At 35.0% G+C, this 17,901-nt stretch carries 29 protein-coding genes; 25 read left to right on the top strand and 4 right to left on the bottom strand.

Going from position 1 to position 17,901, the window contains the following annotated elements:
• The first annotated feature begins 216 nt into the window (after positions 1–216).
• From BKH42_RS06980 to BKH42_RS09330, 4 genes are all read left to right on the top strand, one after another.
• The gene (locus tag BKH42_RS06980; RefSeq protein ID WP_095295905.1) at positions 217–690 is read left to right on the top strand and encodes a phage baseplate assembly protein V; all 474 of its coding nucleotides are present in this window, start codon (positions 217–219) and stop codon (positions 688–690) included.
• Positions 691–798: 108 nt separating this feature from the next.
• Positions 799–1,068, top strand: a complete 270-nt coding sequence (locus tag BKH42_RS06975; protein ID WP_095295904.1) for a GPW/gp25 family protein — start codon at positions 799–801, stop codon at positions 1,066–1,068.
• A gap of 2 nt (positions 1,069–1,070) precedes the next feature.
• Entirely contained in the window at positions 1,071–1,613 is a 543-nt protein-coding gene (locus BKH42_RS06970) for a DUF1441 family protein (protein ID WP_257874284.1), read from the top strand.
• Positions 1,603–1,758 carry a hypothetical protein gene (locus tag BKH42_RS09330; protein WP_180674011.1) on the top strand — a complete coding sequence of 52 codons (156 nt, stop codon included), beginning with the start codon at positions 1,603–1,605 and terminating at the stop codon, positions 1,756–1,758. Before BKH42_RS06970 ends, BKH42_RS09330 begins: the two co-directional genes overlap by 11 nt.
• A gap of 10 nt (positions 1,759–1,768) precedes the next feature.
• Here BKH42_RS09330 and BKH42_RS09530 read toward each other — a convergent pair whose 3' ends face one another.
• Complete coding sequence (locus BKH42_RS09530; protein ID WP_180674010.1) at positions 1,769–1,972, bottom strand: hypothetical protein; 204 nt, start codon at positions 1,970–1,972, stop codon at positions 1,769–1,771.
• 32 nt (positions 1,973–2,004) lie between these two features.
• Between BKH42_RS09530 and BKH42_RS06965 the strand changes: the two genes are divergently transcribed.
• The 3 genes from BKH42_RS06965 to BKH42_RS06955 are packed head-to-tail and all read left to right on the top strand — an operon-like array spanning position 2,005 to position 3,498.
• Complete coding sequence (locus BKH42_RS06965) at positions 2,005–2,394, top strand: DUF1353 domain-containing protein (RefSeq protein WP_095295902.1); 390 nt, start codon at positions 2,005–2,007, stop codon at positions 2,392–2,394.
• The gene (locus BKH42_RS06960; RefSeq protein ID WP_180674009.1) at positions 2,391–2,603 is read left to right on the top strand and encodes a phage tail protein; all 213 of its coding nucleotides are present in this window, start codon (positions 2,391–2,393) and stop codon (positions 2,601–2,603) included. Before BKH42_RS06965 ends, BKH42_RS06960 begins: the two co-directional genes overlap by 4 nt.
• A complete protein-coding gene (locus BKH42_RS06955) occupies positions 2,587–3,498 on the top strand; it encodes a hypothetical protein (RefSeq protein ID WP_095295901.1) in 912 nt (303 codons plus the stop codon). The genes BKH42_RS06960 and BKH42_RS06955 overlap by 17 nt, the downstream gene beginning before the upstream one ends.
• Here BKH42_RS06955 and BKH42_RS06950 read toward each other — a convergent pair.
• Positions 3,479–4,195: a Fic family protein gene (locus BKH42_RS06950; RefSeq protein ID WP_095295900.1), complete on the bottom strand. Its 717-nt coding sequence runs from the start codon at positions 4,193–4,195 to the stop codon at positions 3,479–3,481. The genes BKH42_RS06955 and BKH42_RS06950 overlap by 20 nt on opposite strands.
• 245 nt (positions 4,196–4,440) lie before the next feature.
• Between BKH42_RS06950 and BKH42_RS06945 the strand changes: the two genes are divergently transcribed.
• The 15 genes from BKH42_RS06945 to BKH42_RS06870 all read left to right on the top strand — a co-directional run bounded on the left by BKH42_RS06945 (position 4,441) and on the right by BKH42_RS06870 (position 13,621).
• A complete protein-coding gene (locus tag BKH42_RS06945; protein WP_095295899.1) occupies positions 4,441–5,190 on the top strand; it encodes a phage regulatory protein/antirepressor Ant in 750 nt (249 codons plus the stop codon).
• A complete protein-coding gene (locus BKH42_RS06940) occupies positions 5,190–5,450 on the top strand; it encodes a phage antirepressor KilAC domain-containing protein (RefSeq protein WP_219349843.1) in 261 nt (86 codons plus the stop codon). Before BKH42_RS06945 ends, BKH42_RS06940 begins: the two co-directional genes overlap by 1 nt.
• Entirely contained in the window at positions 5,447–5,662 is a 216-nt protein-coding gene (locus BKH42_RS06935; protein WP_095295898.1) for a hypothetical protein, read from the top strand. Before BKH42_RS06940 ends, BKH42_RS06935 begins: the two co-directional genes overlap by 4 nt.
• Before the next feature lie 5 nt (positions 5,663–5,667).
• Positions 5,668–6,609, top strand: a complete 942-nt coding sequence (locus BKH42_RS06930; RefSeq protein ID WP_095295897.1) for a phage portal protein — start codon at positions 5,668–5,670, stop codon at positions 6,607–6,609.
• Between the two features lie 9 nt (positions 6,610–6,618).
• Positions 6,619–6,867 carry a hypothetical protein gene (locus BKH42_RS06925; protein ID WP_095295896.1) on the top strand — a complete coding sequence of 83 codons (249 nt, stop codon included), beginning with the start codon at positions 6,619–6,621 and terminating at the stop codon, positions 6,865–6,867.
• Positions 6,864–7,166 carry a hypothetical protein gene (locus BKH42_RS06920; protein ID WP_095295895.1) on the top strand — a complete coding sequence of 101 codons (303 nt, stop codon included), beginning with the start codon at positions 6,864–6,866 and terminating at the stop codon, positions 7,164–7,166. Before BKH42_RS06925 ends, BKH42_RS06920 begins: the two co-directional genes overlap by 4 nt.
• Positions 7,163–7,549 carry a hypothetical protein gene (locus tag BKH42_RS06915; protein ID WP_095295894.1) on the top strand — a complete coding sequence of 129 codons (387 nt, stop codon included), beginning with the start codon at positions 7,163–7,165 and terminating at the stop codon, positions 7,547–7,549. Before BKH42_RS06920 ends, BKH42_RS06915 begins: the two co-directional genes overlap by 4 nt.
• Entirely contained in the window at positions 7,546–8,571 is a 1,026-nt protein-coding gene (locus tag BKH42_RS06910; RefSeq protein ID WP_095295893.1) for a baseplate J/gp47 family protein, read from the top strand. Before BKH42_RS06915 ends, BKH42_RS06910 begins: the two co-directional genes overlap by 4 nt.
• 358 nt (positions 8,572–8,929) lie before the next feature.
• Complete coding sequence (locus tag BKH42_RS06900) at positions 8,930–9,421, top strand: phage tail protein (RefSeq protein WP_095295891.1); 492 nt, start codon at positions 8,930–8,932, stop codon at positions 9,419–9,421.
• Positions 9,421–10,476: a hypothetical protein gene (locus tag BKH42_RS06895; RefSeq protein WP_095295890.1), complete on the top strand. Its 1,056-nt coding sequence runs from the start codon at positions 9,421–9,423 to the stop codon at positions 10,474–10,476. The genes BKH42_RS06900 and BKH42_RS06895 overlap by 1 nt, the downstream gene beginning before the upstream one ends.
• Positions 10,477–10,488: 12 nt before the next feature.
• Positions 10,489–11,955 (top strand): RCC1 domain-containing protein, encoded by a 1,467-nt coding sequence (locus BKH42_RS06890; protein ID WP_095295889.1) that lies wholly within the window; start codon positions 10,489–10,491, stop codon positions 11,953–11,955.
• A gap of 9 nt (positions 11,956–11,964) precedes the next feature.
• Positions 11,965–12,516, top strand: coding sequence for a hypothetical protein (locus tag BKH42_RS06885; RefSeq protein WP_095295888.1), 552 nt, complete (start codon positions 11,965–11,967; stop codon positions 12,514–12,516).
• 3 nt (positions 12,517–12,519) lie between these two features.
• The gene (locus BKH42_RS06880; RefSeq protein WP_095295887.1) at positions 12,520–12,837 is read left to right on the top strand and encodes a phage holin family protein; all 318 of its coding nucleotides are present in this window, start codon (positions 12,520–12,522) and stop codon (positions 12,835–12,837) included.
• Positions 12,834–13,316, top strand: coding sequence for a hypothetical protein (locus tag BKH42_RS06875; protein ID WP_095295886.1), 483 nt, complete (start codon positions 12,834–12,836; stop codon positions 13,314–13,316). The genes BKH42_RS06880 and BKH42_RS06875 overlap by 4 nt, the downstream gene beginning before the upstream one ends.
• A complete protein-coding gene (locus BKH42_RS06870; RefSeq protein WP_095295885.1) occupies positions 13,313–13,621 on the top strand; it encodes a hypothetical protein in 309 nt (102 codons plus the stop codon). The genes BKH42_RS06875 and BKH42_RS06870 overlap by 4 nt, the downstream gene beginning before the upstream one ends.
• Positions 13,622–13,991: 370 nt before the next feature.
• Here the strand turns inward: BKH42_RS06870 and BKH42_RS06860 are convergent, their stop codons facing one another.
• Positions 13,992–14,192 (bottom strand): hypothetical protein, encoded by a 201-nt coding sequence (locus BKH42_RS06860; protein WP_095295883.1) that lies wholly within the window; start codon positions 14,190–14,192, stop codon positions 13,992–13,994.
• A gap of 175 nt (positions 14,193–14,367) precedes the next feature.
• Between BKH42_RS06860 and BKH42_RS06855 the strand changes: the two genes are divergently transcribed.
• The 3 genes from BKH42_RS06855 to BKH42_RS09780 all read left to right on the top strand — a co-directional run bounded on the left by BKH42_RS06855 (position 14,368) and on the right by BKH42_RS09780 (position 17,316).
• Entirely contained in the window at positions 14,368–14,877 is a 510-nt protein-coding gene (locus BKH42_RS06855; protein WP_095295882.1) for a phage major tail tube protein, read from the top strand.
• A 548-nt stretch (positions 14,878–15,425) separates the two neighbouring features.
• Complete coding sequence (locus BKH42_RS06850) at positions 15,426–16,514, top strand: phage tail protein (RefSeq protein ID WP_095295881.1); 1,089 nt, start codon at positions 15,426–15,428, stop codon at positions 16,512–16,514.
• Positions 16,515–17,070: 556 nt separating this feature from the next.
• Positions 17,071–17,316, top strand: coding sequence for a phage tail assembly protein (locus BKH42_RS09780; protein ID WP_095295607.1), 246 nt, complete (start codon positions 17,071–17,073; stop codon positions 17,314–17,316).
• Positions 17,317–17,503: 187 nt separating this feature from the next.
• On the opposite strand, the gene BKH42_RS06840 is transcribed toward BKH42_RS09780, so the two are convergent.
• Positions 17,504–17,901, bottom strand: a 398-nt coding sequence (locus tag BKH42_RS06840) for a hypothetical protein (protein ID WP_219349842.1), incomplete at its 5' end; no start/stop codon positions are given.

The following is a 17,901-nucleotide window of genomic DNA, read 5'->3' as shown; positions in this document are numbered from 1 at the left end:
TTCATTTCATATCAAAAAAGTAAATGAAAAAACATTTCATTTTATTTCCTAAAATTTCATTTTATTTCATTTAGATAAAAATATATTAACTATTTACACACCAACCCCCCCAAATCACAGGTTATAATTCTTCAAATTTCAAAAGTGACATCTAAAAAAGAAGTTAAAAAAGAGTTGATTATTTATAATTTCTAGAATTAAAATATAAGGAATACAATGTTTGGGGAAGTTAAAATCTATATTGGCACTATCATAGAGGCCAAAGGCAATCAAGTCAAGGTTGATATTTTAGGTACCCAAACTGACTTTATGACCTATGTCACTGGCTTTAATGCATTCAATCAGCATTGCATTCCTCCTGTACTAGGAGAATCTGTGATGGTAATAAGCTTTTTAAACTCTAATTCCTATCTAGCACTATCGCTTCCTTCTTGCAATACCTCAAATCCTTCTGATACAGAGTCTATCACCTATAATGATGGCACTAAGATTAGCTATAACACAAATACCCATACACTAAAGATTGACTCTAAAGCCTCTATTAATATCACAGCAAAAAACGCCAATATCAAAGCAGAATCTATCAACTTAGGCAATGAAGGCGGTAGCGGGGTGGTAACATCGCAGTGTATCTGTCCTTTTACAGGTTCCCCTCATCAAGGTAGCACAAAAGTAAAGGCGATTTTATGAGTGGCTATCAATTTATAAGTTCTCATCGAAACTTCACAAATAAGGCGATTTTATGAATCAAATTTTCCATCACATTTCCCATCAACGCATTAAGATAAAGGCGATTTTATGAACACGTATCAAATCTCCATCACTGAAAATCTAACCAAAATCTTTAAAACCAAAAAATACTCCTTGCCATTAAATCCCAATTACGGACTCAGCTATGATTTTATCGATAAACCCTTTTCTAAAGAGCTTGAGTCTAGCATCATCGCAGAGATAAAAGAACAAATAGAGCTTTTTGAGCCACGAGTTAAAATCACGAGCATACAAATTCTAAAAGAAGATGCCAATTTAATCATTTTAATCAACACAAATATAAGGATAAGTCTTTGAAAGTGACTACCAAAGAATTAGGCAATATCATCAACATCACGCCAAGACATATCTATAATCTAGAAAAATCCCAAGTGTTCTCCAAAGAAGACAAAGATGTATGGGTGCTAGAAAAGGTAATCCCCGCTTATATCAAATACAAAACAGAAGGTGGCGAAGGCACGAATCTAGCCAAATCAAGAGAGAAGAAAGAAAAATACGAAGCAGAACTAAAAAGGCTTGAATATCTAAAACGTATGGGGCAGCTCATACCCATTGAAGGAGTGGCTAAAGAACTTGAAGACATCGCTATCACTGTTAGTAACAAGCTTTATAGCATTCCACCTAAACTCAAAAGTCGCTATCAATTAGATAGCAAAATTGAATCTATCATTATTAAAGAGATTGAAGATGTCTTAAAAGAACTCAAAGATCCTAGTATCTATGACAAACAAGCACAAGAGATCGCAAAGAAAATAGAATTAGAAAAAACACTGCAAAAGGAGATGAGTGAAGATGAATCCAGAGCGACTAGTTCAAACAATCAAGGACAAGATGATAAATGAAGGCTTTAAAGAGTCAGAGTTTAATATGAAGTTTATAGAGATTATATCCAATGCCATTATTGAGCATATTCAAAAACAAGCCATCGTGCAAGTAAGCACCACAGGAACTGCAAATGCTCAAACTGGCACGGGTAAAATCATATAGCAGGAACGAACTAATGAGTTTTTTTATCTCGTGTTGTAAAAAGCTCATAAGCACACAAAATCAGTGTAAAAACAGTGATGACAACTTGACTTATTATTTTTTTATCCTTTTTTGTAATTTGATTGTTCCATACATCACACATATGCTTCCTATCGCTATAGATATAGGCATTATGCCAAAATCTCCATTGAAGAATAGCAAATGTGCCATTCATAGCATCATTACATTAAAAAACAGGAAGTAAAAATGAGTACCTTTACAACCCCATTAAAAGGCGAGATATTAGATAATGGGAATCTATTAGTAACGGAGGAATTTGATTATTACAGAGAAGCAAATAATGATGAGGTGATAAGAGTCCCATGTGGATTTGAAAGCGATTTTGCCTCCGTACCTTTTGTTTTTAGAATCTTCGTGAGTCCTATCGGGAGGCATAGCAAACCTGCTGTTTTACATGATTATCTATGCGAACGTTATCACTTAGGGGAAGTGAGTAGGGATTATTGTGATGAGGTCTTTAATGAAGCGATGAAAGTCAAAGGTGTGAGGGCTTATCATCGCATTATTTTATTTAGCGGTGTGAGGGTGTATGCGTATTATCTGAGAGTTAAAAATATGATAAAGGAGAGAAGATGAACTACATAGCAAAAGAGGGCGAACGCCTAGATAGTGTCTATTTTAAACACTATGGGGACTTTAATCAAAACCAATATGATGCATTTCTGATGCAAAATCATCATCTGTTGCTTAAAGACTCTCTAGAAGGCGGGGATAGGGTATTGATACTTCAAAGGAAACAAGAAGATGAGAGTATTACAGAGGGACTTTATGGAATCAAACTATAACTATCAAGCTGATGGCTTTAAAATAACCCTCAATGATAAAGACATATCCCATCTGATCTTAGAAATAAACTATGATGAGCACTCTAGCAATGAAGCAGATACCTTTAAATTCAAAATCTTCCCTGCTAGTAAGCCCACTATCAAAGATGAGGTGAAATTTTATATCAATGCAAATTTAATAGGGACTTTTTACATCGCCTCTATTGCTTATGCTTACAAAACTAGCTATGAGCTTACTTGCACGAGCATTAATTTTATTTCAAACTTCAAAGTGAAGAAGAATCGGAGTTTTGATAAGCTGAGCTATAAACAGATTCTAGATTCTATCGCTAAAGAAAACAATCTCACTCCAAAAATTGATTTTGAGCGAATGTGTGAAGTGGTGCATATTGACCAGTTAGATATAAGCGATTCTAGCTTATGTCATCACATCGCTAAAGATTTGAGCTTAAATTTTTGTGTGAAAAACAACACGCTTTTAATGCTAGAAAAAGATTTAAACAAAAAGCCTCTCATCAAAATCAATGCAAATGATTGTGTCTCTTTGAGCATAGAAAGCTATGGCAAGATGTTTTATAAAAGCGTTGAGGTGAGCTATATGGATACTCAAAATAATGAAATCAAAACCATCAAGATAGGCAAAGAAGAGCCCGTGTTTAAAAAATCTATCCACTCTAGCAATGATGAACAAGCTTACAAAAAAGCACAGAGCTATTTTAAATCCATCAATGCCAATAAGAAAAAGGGCAACTTAGAGTTACCAGGAAGACTTATATACGCAGGTTTTAGATTGGAGTTACAAGGAGATAGTGAAACAAGTGGTATCTATGATATTTTAAAAGTCTCTCATAGCATCACTTCAAGCAGTTGGCACACTAGCGTGGAGTTTGGTTAGGAATAAAACTTAAACTTATCTCTTGAGAATGTTTTAAAAACTCTACGAAAGGATCTAAAACATTTTTTGTTTGCAATAAATTCAAATATTCCAAATACCTATCTTTTTTTTCTAATTCTATAAGCGGAGGAATAAGATTATTTTGAATGCATTGAAAACTCATAATAAGTCTTCCTGTCCTTCCATTTCCATCAGAAAAAGGATGTATCTTTTCATACAGTGCGTGAAACTCAGCGATTTGTTTTAAATCCATAGAGTTGCTTTTAAATCTAAATAATAAATTTTCCAAGTCTTGAGATATTTTATTCACAGTAGATAATTTAAGATCTGTTCCGCTTATTTTCACATTATCTGTTCTATACGATCCTATAGGTTTTTTAATAAAATTTGGCATCACCTTATAGGCATTTGAAAAAATCACATAATGCAAATCTTTTATAAAAGAGCTGTCTAATATTTTATCTTTATTGTTTGCCTCCCTGATGACGATATCGTATGCTTGGGCAAAACCAAGTATGATTAATTGCTCATCAATGCTTTTATAAGAAGCGGTTATTCCTTCTTCAAGTAGTTTTTTAGTTTCACCATAAGTGAGAGTTGTACCTTCAATAGCATTGCTATGGTGAGTGATACCAATTCTTAGTACTCTAAAAAGTTCTTCTCTGTGTAGTAAGCTTAAATCGCTCAATTTTGTCATCTCTGTTTCCTTCTTTTTTGCTCAGTATTATTATATTCTAAATGTTTTTCAAATCTCAAAAATTTCACTCTCAAAAATCACGTATAAAATATGTTTTTTCATAAAAAAGTAAATGAAAAAACATTTCATTTACTTTCCTAAAATTTCATTTTATTTCACTCGGATAAATATATATTAACTATTTACACCATCGCCCCCCAAAATCGCAGGTTATAATCCACGTTATTTATATCCAGGAAGGTTCAATGAGTGAAAATCAACTGACTACAAATAATAATAATGAAGAGATAAATTTAGATGTGATTGATAATAAGATCTACGTTTCAAGCTTAGAAATTGCTAGAGTTTTTGAAAAAAGACACGACAATATTATTAAATCCATAGAGTCTTTGCCTAATGATTCTTTTCGACTCCTAAATTTTGAGGTGTCGGAGGAAGTACGTAAAAATGGGATTTTTGAGAAACCAACAAAATACTACAACCTAACCCGCGATGGTTTTTCTTTATTGGTGATGAGTTTCACAGGATCTAAAGCTTATTTTTGGAAAACAGCTTTTATTGATGCTTTTAATAAAATGGAATCCCAGCTCAAAACCCCAAAAATCCCAGAGAACTACATACAAGCCCTTGAACTTGCACTAACTCAAGCTAAAACCATAAACGCACTAGAGTATAAAATCCAAAATGACAAACCCCTTGTAACTTTTGCTAAAACTGTAACTGATGCAAGTAATGCCATCTCTATAGGAGAATTTGCAAAGCTTTTATTTGATGAAAATATCAAGATAGGACAAAACAGACTCTTTAAATATCTAAGAGAAAACAAATACCTCCTTATGAATAATCAACCTTATCAAGAGTATTTAGAAAAAGGATATTTCAAACTCATTGAAAGCACCTATGAAACTTCTTATGGGCAGAGGATAGCTACCAAAACACTCATCACAGGAAAAGGACAAATCTATTTCACTGAAAAACTAAAAAGGGATTTTTAATGAGTGCAGTATCAAATAGTAATACATTAAAGATATTTCAGAATACAGAGTTAGGGCAAGTGAGAGTCATAGGTGATTATCAAAATATGAAAATCCAATATAGCATCAATGGCACTTGGGTGATGTATAGCCAATATTCAAATCTAGGCTATGAGTCCATCAAGCAAGAAGTCTTAGATAATGGCACCATCATTTATAACAGAAGAATCACAGGCATTGGCAGGGAGTTCATCTTGTCGTTATTTGGAGGTGAAAAATGACTTTAAAACAAAGAATACAAGCCATCGATGAAGCTAGAGATGAGATTTTAAATAATCTCAAAGATGGTATTGAAATTTCAGAATACTCTATTGATGGAGTGAATATCAAAAAGCGTTCTCCCATAGAAATGATAGCCGAGTTAGAAAAGCTTAAAAAGACCTATATCAATCAAATATCCACTCCAAATAGTATCCAACTCATCATCAAGTAACCATAATGAAATTATTAGATATATTTAAAAAACCCTCACCAAAAAATCCAAAAGAAGACAAAAAAGTCTATATCGAACGCAACTATGAATCTGATTTTAGGAGTTTAAATCCTAAAGAACTCTATAAAAATGAATTTTTTAAAATCTCTTTAAACACCGATCCTGATTCTGTGTATGTTCGTATCAGAAACCAAGCAAGAGGCTTAGGGAATGCATCAGCTCTCATCTCTAGTTTTTTTGAAACAATGGAATCAGAGATGTATGGAGATATGGGATTTATCTTAGATGTGAATACGGGAAATGATGAGCTAGATAAAAAAGTAGAGGGTCTTTTTGCACACTGGTGTCTATTTTGTGATTTAGAAGAAATCTTTGATTTTAGAGATTTTGAAGAGTTGGCACTCAAGCATTATCTAAGAGATGGAGAGTGCTTTATTCATCTATGTGATACTCAAGATGGATTTAAAATTCAATTCATACCCCCTGAATATATCCCTAGTGATTTTGATAATAACGATGACATTAAAAAAGGCATCGAGTTAAAAAGTAGCGATCCATTCAATGCAAAAGATATTTATAATGATACAGATATAGAATCTAAAGCAAAACAAGAGACTCGCATCATCGAAGCAGGGAAGCTCAATGTTTTTGATTCTAATCTCAAGCTCCACCCATTAACCCCACCTCCTAGCACAGATATGAATACCTTTTTATACTCTTGTGATAGAGACATCGCTAAAGGACTTGGACTCTCTTATGCCACACTCACAGGAGATTTACAAAAATCCAACTATAGCTCCACTAGAGAAGGCAAAACCAACGAAAGACGTATGTTCAGAAGAACACAGCAAAAATTCATCAGGAAAATGCACAACATTGAGTGTTTTTATGATCTAGACTTTAACTACAAAAGAAACAATGCCTTTGTGGTTTCAAAAAATATATAAGGAAATCCTATGAAATACAGAGTTTTATATGACACACAAATAGCAGGGAAATTCCTTGCTAAAGATGAGGTATTGGATTTTAAAAATGGCACTGATGAGGGTTTTATAGCAAGGCTACTTGCTAATAAGGTAATTGAAAAAGCATCTTTAAAACAAGAGCCTAAGGCAACTCAAAAACAAGAGGCACCTATTGAGAACCAAGAAGAGATAAAACAAGATGCCAAAGAAACTAAAAACAACACCAAGAGTTATAAATGATACCTAAAAGCATTCTAAATCGTGATTTATCAGCCATCTTATCAAAAAAAACAGATGGCTTTAAAAAAGATGATTTTATCTTTTATGGACATCTCAAAAAAAATGCTCAAGTTATTTTTGAAGATAGCACTGTGGGGTATCAAACCTCATTGCTCATCACCTGTATTGATGCCCTTAAAGCAGGGCTTAAATTAAGAGATGTGATTTTTGAGTTAGAAACCTCACAAGGCTATAAAGTGAGAGAAATATTAAAAGAATCAAAAGTCCTTAACAGGCTTATTTTGGAAGAAGTCAAATGAAAAAAGAACTTTTAAATACCTTAAAAAATGCCCTCAGTGCATTAGGAGTTTTTAATAATGTGGATTTATATGAAAAGGTTGCTTATAACTCAAGTGATTATCCAGTGTGCATTATTAAGGACTCAGAAGATGCCATTTTTGAAATCTCAAGTGATTGTTGGAAGATAGAAAGCTCTATAGAGATAGGGATTTTAAATGATGATGCAATGGAATATGTTGATTGTGTAAATCACATCTTAGGAGCCATAAAAGCCCTTCCTAATGATGTTTATATCTATCAAGTTGAAAGCATCAGCAAACAAAGCGAATATCTTGAAAGCTTATTTTTACAAACAACTATTTCTCTTAAAGTATCTTATTACACACAAAGGTTCTCCATATGAATACTCCTAATTTCCTAATCCCCTGCGATATAGAGCTAGAAAAAAACATCATCTTAGCATCACTAAGAGAGAAATTACCCAACTATGAACCCCTAAAGGGCGATGATTTTAATATCCTTTTAGATTGTTTTTTATTTAGACTCAATAAATACATCAACTATATCAATTTCACTATTTCACAAAACTATCTTGAATTTAGCACAGGAGAGTATCTAGATGCCCTTGTTAGCCTAGCAGGGATTGTTCGTTTTCAAGGAAGTCCGTTTATTTCAAAGCTAGAAATCATCGCTACTTCTCCTCTTAGCTTAGCTAAAGGCACCAAATTCACTGATAAACAAGGGCACGATGCTTTTTTGAGTGAAGAGTTACATATAGGAGAAGACTTAAAAGCACAGTGTGATATTGTTTTGCAAGAGGGATTGAGTGGGGATTTTGATATTACCGCTTTAGAAATACCCCATATTTATATCAAGGAAATTAAAAAACTCACCCCCTTTATTCAAAAACAAACCAAAGAAAGCGATACAGAACTTAAAAAGCGATTTTTACTCTCTCTTACTCGCCCTAGCACTGCAGGAAGTTTGAAATCCTATCAATATCTAAGCTCTATTGCTGAAGTAGCGAAAGTCAAAATCAAGCATAAAGATTTAGGAGTGGTTGAGGTCATCTACACAAAAAATTCCCCCACAGCACTAAGGGCACTAAAAGACTCCATAGAGCCCAATATCCCCATCACAGATACCATTATCTACACAGAAGCAAAAGAAATACTAGTGGATTTAAATATCACTTTAAAACTCAGATCCATCAGTAATATCGCTTCTATAACATCTGCCATAGATTCTCAAATCAGAGGCCTGTTTGAAACGTTAGAGATAGAAGAAGAGTTAAATATTTCTAAAATCATCGCCGCATCTTTTGTGAGTGAAGATTTGCAAGATGTGCAAATATCAGAGTTGCCCCCGATGATAGAAAATGGGATTTATAAACTTGGTAGTTTGGTTATAGGAGAGAGAAGATGAAAAAGACAGTGGCGGTAGTATCACCACTGCCAAAAACTAAGAACGGCTATTTTAGTTTAAAAAATGCTCTTAATTCCTCTCTGAAGAGAGCGATAAGCACTCCTAAAATAGCAATGACTATACTGAATATATCCATTGCGGACTCCTTGTGTAAAATCCCACCCCTTTCCCAAAAAATTATCCAAAAAAAAACCCATCTCAAAAAGAGATGGGCTATCCCACACAAGGTCTTAGTTTTTTTGCACCGACTACTACTATCGGTTCAGGACAATTATAGCAAAAAATATTCAAAAAAAGGCATCAATGTACCACAATATGCTATGAATGGGGTGCAATATACTATGAATAGGAACATAAAATGAGCTTACTACCTTCTCACTTTAAAGAGCTAAAAATCATTGATGAGGTTATAGGGAGTTTCTTAGAAAACAAGCTAGATTTTAAAGATAGATTTTTCTATAAACCCACTCCTGAAAACGTAAATTTCATCGCTAATACCTTTGATATTAATACCACGAATCTAGATTTAGTAAAAGCTTCTAAACTCTTAGAAACTCCTATGATCTCCAAAGCTAGGCTTGGCACCAAAGAAGCCTTAAAAGAAGGCATATCTAAAATCTTTGGAGAGAGTCTTATACAAACTGCTAAGGAAGACAAAAAACTAAGACCTTTTGAATTTTCTTTAAAAACCTCTATTGATGAAGGTATCAATGAATCAACCCTTCAAGCACTCAAAACCATAGTAGAAGAAATAAAGCCTGTGAGAGACAACCTAGCAGGGCTTGATTTTTCTATGCCCACTTTAAAACAAAATATTTCTCTTCAAACTTCAATTTTATGGAGGCTTTAATGCAAAATATACACTCTATTTTAAACAATCTCACAGGAAAAGAGATACTGCAATCTCTAAAAGAAAAAAACACAAAAGCCTTATTTATAGGCAAAGACAATCCATCTGATGAGGATTTTGAAAACTTTCTTAAAAATCCAAACATCACCTTAGATGATCTAAAGCCTTATGCTTTTATTAGCACAGATATAAGACGTGCGTATTTTGATACTCAAAATTGCCTGTGTTTTGAAATCAATCTAGATTATGACATAGCTTCAGAAAATACCATTTACGCCCTTGCTTTAGTGAATGAGGAGAGTATCTTTACCCTCGCTTTAACCCCTAAGATAAAAAAGCTTCAAGGCATCGGAGGGACTTTTATTGTCAAAACCTCTCTTGAGGGCTTTAGCGGTGAGATGGTTTTCAAAAGCGATAGTTACATTTCAGAAGCTGAGTTTGAGCCCTTTAAGAACTTTGTCAATAACTTTGAGCCTTTATTAGCAGAATTCAAAGCACAAGCTAAAACTAAAATGCTTCTTTTAGATCTAGAGCATTACTTAGATACAGAACTAGAAAACATCAAGCTAGATTTGCAAAAGCAAAATACCATCGGTAAAAAAAGCTATTTTTATCGTAATAGCCTTCCCTCTGATTATATAGGAATGGGAGAAGTGCTTAAAAGAGATGAATATCCCCTTCTTTGGTATCACACACTAGGTTTCGTTGGTAATGATGGCAGGGAGTATTTTCGTATCCCAAGAGCAGGATATTACTCTAAAGGCACCCAAGAGAGTTTTAAAGTAGGCAGTATGCAAAAAAGTGGCCTTCCTAACATACTAGGACAACTCTATGGGGGGTGTGATAATCTCAGTGGTGATGGAGTCTTTAGAAATGAAGGCGGAGGGTATTGGCATTGGAGTGGTGGGAATGGTGAGTACTCACAAAACAGAGTGAGTTTTGATGCAAGTAGGGCTAATTCCATCTATGGTAGGAGTGAAGATGTTGAGGTCAATGCTATCTTTTATCTAGAGGGCATTTATGCAGGGGAAAAACTATCCCCATCAACCAAATAACAAGGAGAAAAAATGGAAAATCTAGAAATTTTAGAAAACAAAATAGATGAGCTAAAGGCTCTAAAAACACTGAGTATTGATAAAAATATCGCTATTTTGAGTGCTTATAATGCGAGTTTAAAACAAGATCTAAACGCGATCGTGCAAAGCACCATAAAAGAGTTAGCCATCAAAAGAATCAGGCTTTTGAAAAAAGTCAATGGTTGGCGTACTATCTTTTATCAAGAAGTCTTTGAAGATGAGAAGGGCAATATCATCAAATATGGCGATGTGATGGTTTCTGGAGGCGATATTAATAGAAGTGGTTCAGGCAGAGGAGTGGCTAGTTTTGGTTTTTCTAGGGTAGGCATTCCAGAAGGCATTGAGATTATTGATCTCATCGGCGGACATGGGAGTTATTTTGCACAGGTTAAAGACTCCAATACGATGTGGGTGTGGGGATATAACGCTCAGGGCTGCTTAGGACTCTCACACACCAATTATGTAACTATTCCTCAAAAAGTTACCTTTCCTAGCAAGATTAAAAAAATAGTGTCTCAAAGTTATGATGGAAGCAATCAATTTACTTTTGTACTCTTAGAAGATGGGAGTCTTTTTGGTAGTGGTTATAATCCAGATGGACAACTTGGCATAGGAAATAACATCAATAGCTCAAGTTTTGTGAGAACTAGCTTATCTAATGTCAAAGACGTATTTGTGGGGAATAACTTTGGAAGTGGCGTTTTTGCGATTAAAAATGATGGGAAGCTTTATGCTTGGGGATTTAATATTAGAGGGTGGCTAGGCTTAGGGCATAGCAATTCTGTGAATACCCCCACTTTGGTAAGCAATGTAGAAAATCCTAAATTCATCTACCACTCAAGCTATAACGATGGTTCTTGGTGGGGAAATGCTTTTATCATCACAAAAGATGGCGATCTTTTAGGAGCGGGATACAATGGACAGTATAATCTAAGTCAAAGTGATACTAACCAAAGAAATACCTTTGTCCCTATCTTGAATGAAAACAACCTGCCCTTAAAAAATATAGTAGATTTTAAAGGCGGGGGCGTTTATGATGTCGCCCTTGCTTTAGATGATAAAGGAAATCTATACTCTTGGGGTTGTGCTGAGATGGGCTTAGGAGATAATAGGAGTGAAAACTCTAGAGCAAAAATCATCGCCAAAAATGTGAAGCAAATTGAAAAACAAGGCTATCGCTATCCTAGTAACTATATTCTTTATAAAGATGGGTCTATGGAGTCTTTTGGTTATAACGCAACCCAAAGTTTAGGAATAGGAAATGCCATTTCCCCTATAAAATCCCTTACAAAAGTAATATTGCCTGCAAAAATCATCGATTTTCATCTGTGTGCTAATTACGAAGCTGAAAGAGCCTTTATCGCTACTGATGGAAACAATCTCTATGCTTGTGGCACGAGCTATGAAGGTAATTTGAACTTCACCACCAATATATTACAACCCCAAATCATCAAATAAGGAGAGAAAATGAATACCTATAAACTACCTACTAGCAAAATAACAGAGGTACAAGGAGAGTACAAGACTATCTATAATAATGGCACTTTTGTATATGTAGAGCCCAAAGAAGATATTGAGCTAAAAGAGCCCTTTATCAAAGAAGAACTTCCAAAAGAGTATCAAGACAAACTAAGAGAAATCCTAGATTATGAAAAAGTAAGAAAAACATTAGAACTCAATAATGCTTGTGATAAGTTGCTTCAAAGCTTTGAATCAAACGCATTAGGAGAAAGCTATATCTATGATGGCAAACAAGAAGACCAAATCAACCTAATGGGTTTAGTTTTAGCTAACATCGATGGCTTTTTTAGATGTGCTAAAAAAACCACGCCACATGATAAGCAAAATATCCCCCATACCAAAGCACAAATCAAACAAGTCTATAGCGATGGCCTAGCTTACAAATCTCAGATGATTTATATCTGCGGGGTTTTAAAAGAGCACCTAAAGAGTTTAAGCACCATAGAAGAAATCAAAGCCCTCAAATGGGAAGATTATCAAAATATCATCAAAGGCTAAATAATGAATCTCTTAGATTTAATGAGAACATATATTTTTGTAGCTTTGATAGGACTATTTGTAGGCTGTCTTTTTGTGCTAAGGACTATCTCTGAAGAAGTCATTGACACGAAATCCAAGATGATTCAATTCATCATCTATGGCGTTGGTAGCTCTATGCTTATCACCTGGATAGGCTATGAAATCTTTGTTTTTTATGGACTTCCTCCTTCACTTGCTTGTTCTATCGGTGGGGGCTTAGGCTTCATAGGAGCAGAGACCATCGCTAGAATCTTCATACGTTTTTTGAAAAAAAAGCTAGATATAAAGGAAGAGGAATGAATAAAATAGCCCTAGAATTCATCAAATCCCACGAAGGCTATCGTGCTCAGAGTTATACAGACACTCGCAGTATCGAAACCATCGGCTATGGCAGAAACCTACAGGCTCACCCTTTAAGCGAAGAAGAGCAAAGAGACATCTTGCTTAATAATAACAAATACAGCAAAAAACAAGCAGAAGCTTGGCTTATAGCCCACCTAGAAATTCTAGAAAAAGAACTCAGTACCTACACCTGGTTTAATAAACTAGATGGTATCAGGCAGGGCATCATCTTGGATATGGCCTATAACTTAGGTATCCCACGCCTTTTGTTGTTTAAAAAAATGATTTTAGCTTTAAATAGTGGGGATTATATAGGGGCATCTAAAGAGATGCTAAATTCTGGCTGGGCGATACAAACCAAAGACAGAGCTGTGAATTTATCAATAGCGATGAGTAACACAGAAAAATTGGCTAAAAAATTTGAGGCATATGCATGAAAGAAATCCTATTTTATATCATAGGTGCCTTCTTGGCTTTTGCACTCTTGCAGGGATATATTCATTACAAAATCACTTCAGGAGTTCAAGCTGAATTAGCCAAAGAACTCCTAAAAACTCAAAATGATGCTATTGCTAAAAAAGCCCTAGATACTAAAAACTACACTGATGTTATTGCTAAAACACAAGAGAAAATCATCACCAAATACAAAACCATAAAACTCAAAGATGAAACCTGTGAGGCTAAACTTAAAGGACTCAAAGATGCGATGGATAGTTATTTTAATACCCCTAATTCTCTTTAGTGCCTGTACGCATTATGAACAAGTGCTTATCCCCACCGTTTGTGAGATACCCAAAAGAGAGAAACCTACAAGCAGTGGGGATATTCTCAAGGATCTAAAATCTATCCTCATGTACTCTGAAAGCATTGAGCAAGATTTGAATTTTTGCAGGGGGGAGTATAGACCTCCATAAGAGAACATAAACAGTTTTTCTGTTTATCTTATTTCATACCCTTATTTGATTTAGGGGCTTGAAATAGGCTTGAGATACTATAAATAGGTCATCTTGGGCTATTTGGATTAGAAAAATAGAAAATAGTTATAAGGGAAAAAAGGAAGCTAAACACCCTAAGGGGTGACGAATCTCTTAGGGTGAATGCGAATCGCACGACTACTTGAGATTAAAGAAGTCTCTAATCTCTTTACTAAAGATACTCACAAGTATCCCTGCGATCGCAAGTAAGGTATTTGAGTCCATTACTATGGTCTCCTTGAATGTTGAGGGTTCCCAACCCGCCCACCACTTTTTGGACAAAAAAAAACCAACCACTCCTAAAGAATGGCTGGTTTTCTCAACATTCAAGGTTCGCATTTTTTTAAAATCGACCTTTATCCAATCCGTCAAGTTGGATAGGGTAGATTATAGCATTTTATTGTAATTATTGTGATTTTTAGACACAAATTATGACAAAGTGCGTATCAATCTAGGGCTTTAGGAACGTAGTTGAGGCTCTGCCTCTAAAAAATCAATACAACAAGGAGTCAAAATGGCATTTAACTTTAACGCACAAGCTTTTAGCGGAGGCAATGTATTTATAGATGGAATAGGTTGTTTGGGGGTACTTAAATCCTTCGAACCTCCTAAAATTGAGCAAGAAACCATAGAGCAAACAGGAAGTATTGGCAAATATGAGCAAGTACTGCCAACATTAAAGCCCTTATCGGCTAAATTTGTTCTCTCTAATGTAGATATGGTGTATTTCAATACCCTCAATGCTTATATCCCCCAAGTGATTTATATCAAATCCAATCTTTCAAGTTCAGGAATGATAAAAAAAGAAACTCAAATTATTGCTACCTTCAATGGAAATATAAAAATCCTGGAATTACCAAAATTTGAAATGAACAAAGAAGCTGAGATGTCTATGGAGATGAATGTGTATATGTTTAGCTATCAAATAGATAAACTCCCTGCAATTCTCTATGATGTGCATAACTCTATTTATGCCATCAATGGTATTGATCAGTATCTAGAAATCAGAAAAAACATCTCTTAATTTCTTAGGAATATGAGTGAGTCAGCTAGAGGAGCACCTATAAAACTGGGTTACTGACAAAGCAACGCTTTGGAATAACCCGATAACTTTAGGAGCGAAGCAGATTTTTAATCTGCGTAGTGATAGCGTTCATCTGAACGCAATATAAAATATAAGGAGCACCTATAAAACTGGGTTACTGACAAAGCAACGCTTTGGAATAACCCGATAACTTTAGGAGCGAAGCAGATTTTTAATCTGCGTAGTGATAGCGTTCATCTGAACGCAATATAAAATATAAGGAGCACCTATAAAACTGGGTTACTGACAAAGCAACGCTTTGGAATAACCCGATAACTTTAGGAGCGAAGCAGATTTTTAATCTGCGTAAAAAACATCTCTTAATTTCTTAGGAATATGAGTGAGTCAGCTAGAGGAGCACCTATAAAACTGGGTTACTGACAAAGCAACGCTTTGGAATAACCCGATAACTTTAGGAGCGAAGCAGATTTTTAATCTGCGTAGTGATAGCGTTCATCTGAACGCAATATAAAATATAAGGAGAACCCATGCCAAGCAAATATGGAATCAACATCGAATTAAAGAACTCAAATACAAGTGATATTTCTATCAAAAGCACAAGAACCATCGCAATTGTTGGAGATGATGTCACTATCAAAAACACAGGACTTAAAACCTACCCCACCATCAAAGAAGCCCTTGAAAATACAGGAGATGGGAGCATCAAAGAAGCCCTAAATGATTTAAAAGCCACAGGGCTAGAATCCACCATCATCACTTCTTCTTTTGTTAAAGATGATAAATCAAGTCAAAGCATACTCAAAGCCATCAATGATTTGATTTTATCTGAGGCTAGTACAGGCTTTAGTCCTAAATTCATCTTAGCCCCTAGTTACAATAGTGATAAAGGCATATGGGAAGCCCTAAAAAATGTATCTATTAAACTAGGAGCTATCTACACCATCGAAGTACCCCAAACAAAAGAAGAAGAGATTTTAAAAGCAATCAAAGATTTTAAAGATAAACGTGCCATCATCACTTATCAAAAAGTAGAACGTCTTGATAAGGTGATAAGACCATTAGGAAACTTCATCATAGGAAACTATGCCAAAGTGATAGCTAGTTCTGAATATGGATTTGCTCAAAGCTTTTCTAATAAAATCATCTCTGGCATCATCTCCATCATCGATAAAGCAGAGTTTATATCTGGAGAATCCTCTGAGGCTGATAGATTAAGAGAAGCGGGTATTACTCTTGTCATCTCTGATGATGGTCTTCGTGCTTGGGGAGGAGAAAGCAGGGATAGTGATTTTAAATCCCTTCACTCTGTACTCATCTTTGATACCATCATAGAATCCATAGTAAAATCCCAAAAACAAGCCATCGACAAACAAGTCAGTGATGTACTCAAAAAGGTCGTAGATGACTTAGAGAGCTTTTATAGAAAGCTAGTAGCAAATAACGTCGCTGTTGGCTTTAAAGTCTCAGTGCCCACAGATCTAAATACCAACGAAAGTTTAGGCGAAGGAAAGATTTATATCAAGCACGAAATCCAAGAGATGCCATTGCTTAAAAATCTAACCAACAAGATCTATAAGGTTAATAGCTATGGAAGCGAACTGGTGAAAGAGTTATAAAAAGGAAGCTAAAACACCCTAAGGGGTGATGAGTCCCTTAGGGTGAAAGGGTATGACGTATGGTTATTTGAGATGCAGGAATTTCCTGATCTCTTCTCTAAAAATGCTAACAAGCACCGAGAGAATAACAACCAAGAGATTAAAGTCCATTTTTAACCTCCTTTTTGAGAGATACCCACTTTCCCACCACTTTTTAACCAAAAAAAAACCAGCTAACCTTAAATAGGGAAGCTGGTTTATTTCTAAAAGGAGGCCGTAATGGACACTCAACCTCTTATTTGGACGTCATACCTTTTTTAAAAGCCATATCTAAGTAATCAGCTTAGACGGGTAGATTATAGCATTTTATTGTAATTATTGTGATTTTTAGACACAAATTATGACAAAGTGCGTATCAATCTATGGCTTTAGGAACGTAGTTGAGGCTTTGCCTTTAAAAGAAGATAGGTTTTTCAAGAAACCTATAAAATTAGAAAACCACACGAATTTAAATCGTGTGCATTATCTTGGCCTTCATAAGAAGGTCAAACAAATAAAACACAACAAAGGAGCTAAAATGCTAACAAAAACATTTAAATTCAGTGATGATAGAGAAATCACACTCAAAGAACCCACAGTACTCCAGCTAGAATCAGCACAAAAGAAATATGGCAAAGATGAATTAGGTATTTCCAAAGCCTTGCTAGTAGATATGAGTGGAGGTGATCTAACCATTGATTCAATCAATAGCTTATCTGTTAGAGAATTCAAGCAGTTATTAGAAAGCGTGAAAGAGTTCATCGGGGTTGATGTATCGGACTAAGAGAGGGCATAGCTTTAATAGGCTATGCCTTGCACTTCAGCCTTAAAGACATCAAAGATATGCAGTTTAGTGAATTTTTACAATACACAAAAATAGCTAGAAAAATAGTTGAGGTGAAGATATGAATGGATTAAAGAAGAGCAATAAATTCAAAGATTTATTTGAAGCTTTTTTTGGGTGGTTAAGGTCAATTGGGGTCAAGAAATATGCCATTGTTATCAGAACTATCAAGCCCACACATTTCCATAAACCCTCTGAGAAAGGTCATAACCAAGAGAGTAAAAATAACACCGAAAAACGTATATACACCAGAAAAACCCATAAAATCACCTCCATAGTGACCACCAGACAAACCAAATATAATCATAGACAAGAAAAGCAAGAAAGCTGGAAAAGGGAGAGCGAAAAACATCAGGATATTGTAAATGTGAATGAAAAATCTTGCTACAGGTCCTTTTTTTCCTTTTTCCTTTTCCATTTTAGCTTCAATTTTCTTTTCCATTTTAGCTTCAAACTTTTCAAAATGCATAAGCCAGTAAGGTTTTTCATTCAACATTTCCTGAGCACGTTTTTCCTCCAATTCTT

It is taken from the genome of Helicobacter sp. 13S00482-2, from assembly GCF_002272795.1.
In the GTDB taxonomy this organism is placed as follows: Bacteria; Campylobacterota; Campylobacteria; order Campylobacterales; family Helicobacteraceae; genus Helicobacter_J.
This window is presented reverse-complemented; position numbering and strand designations above follow the sequence as displayed.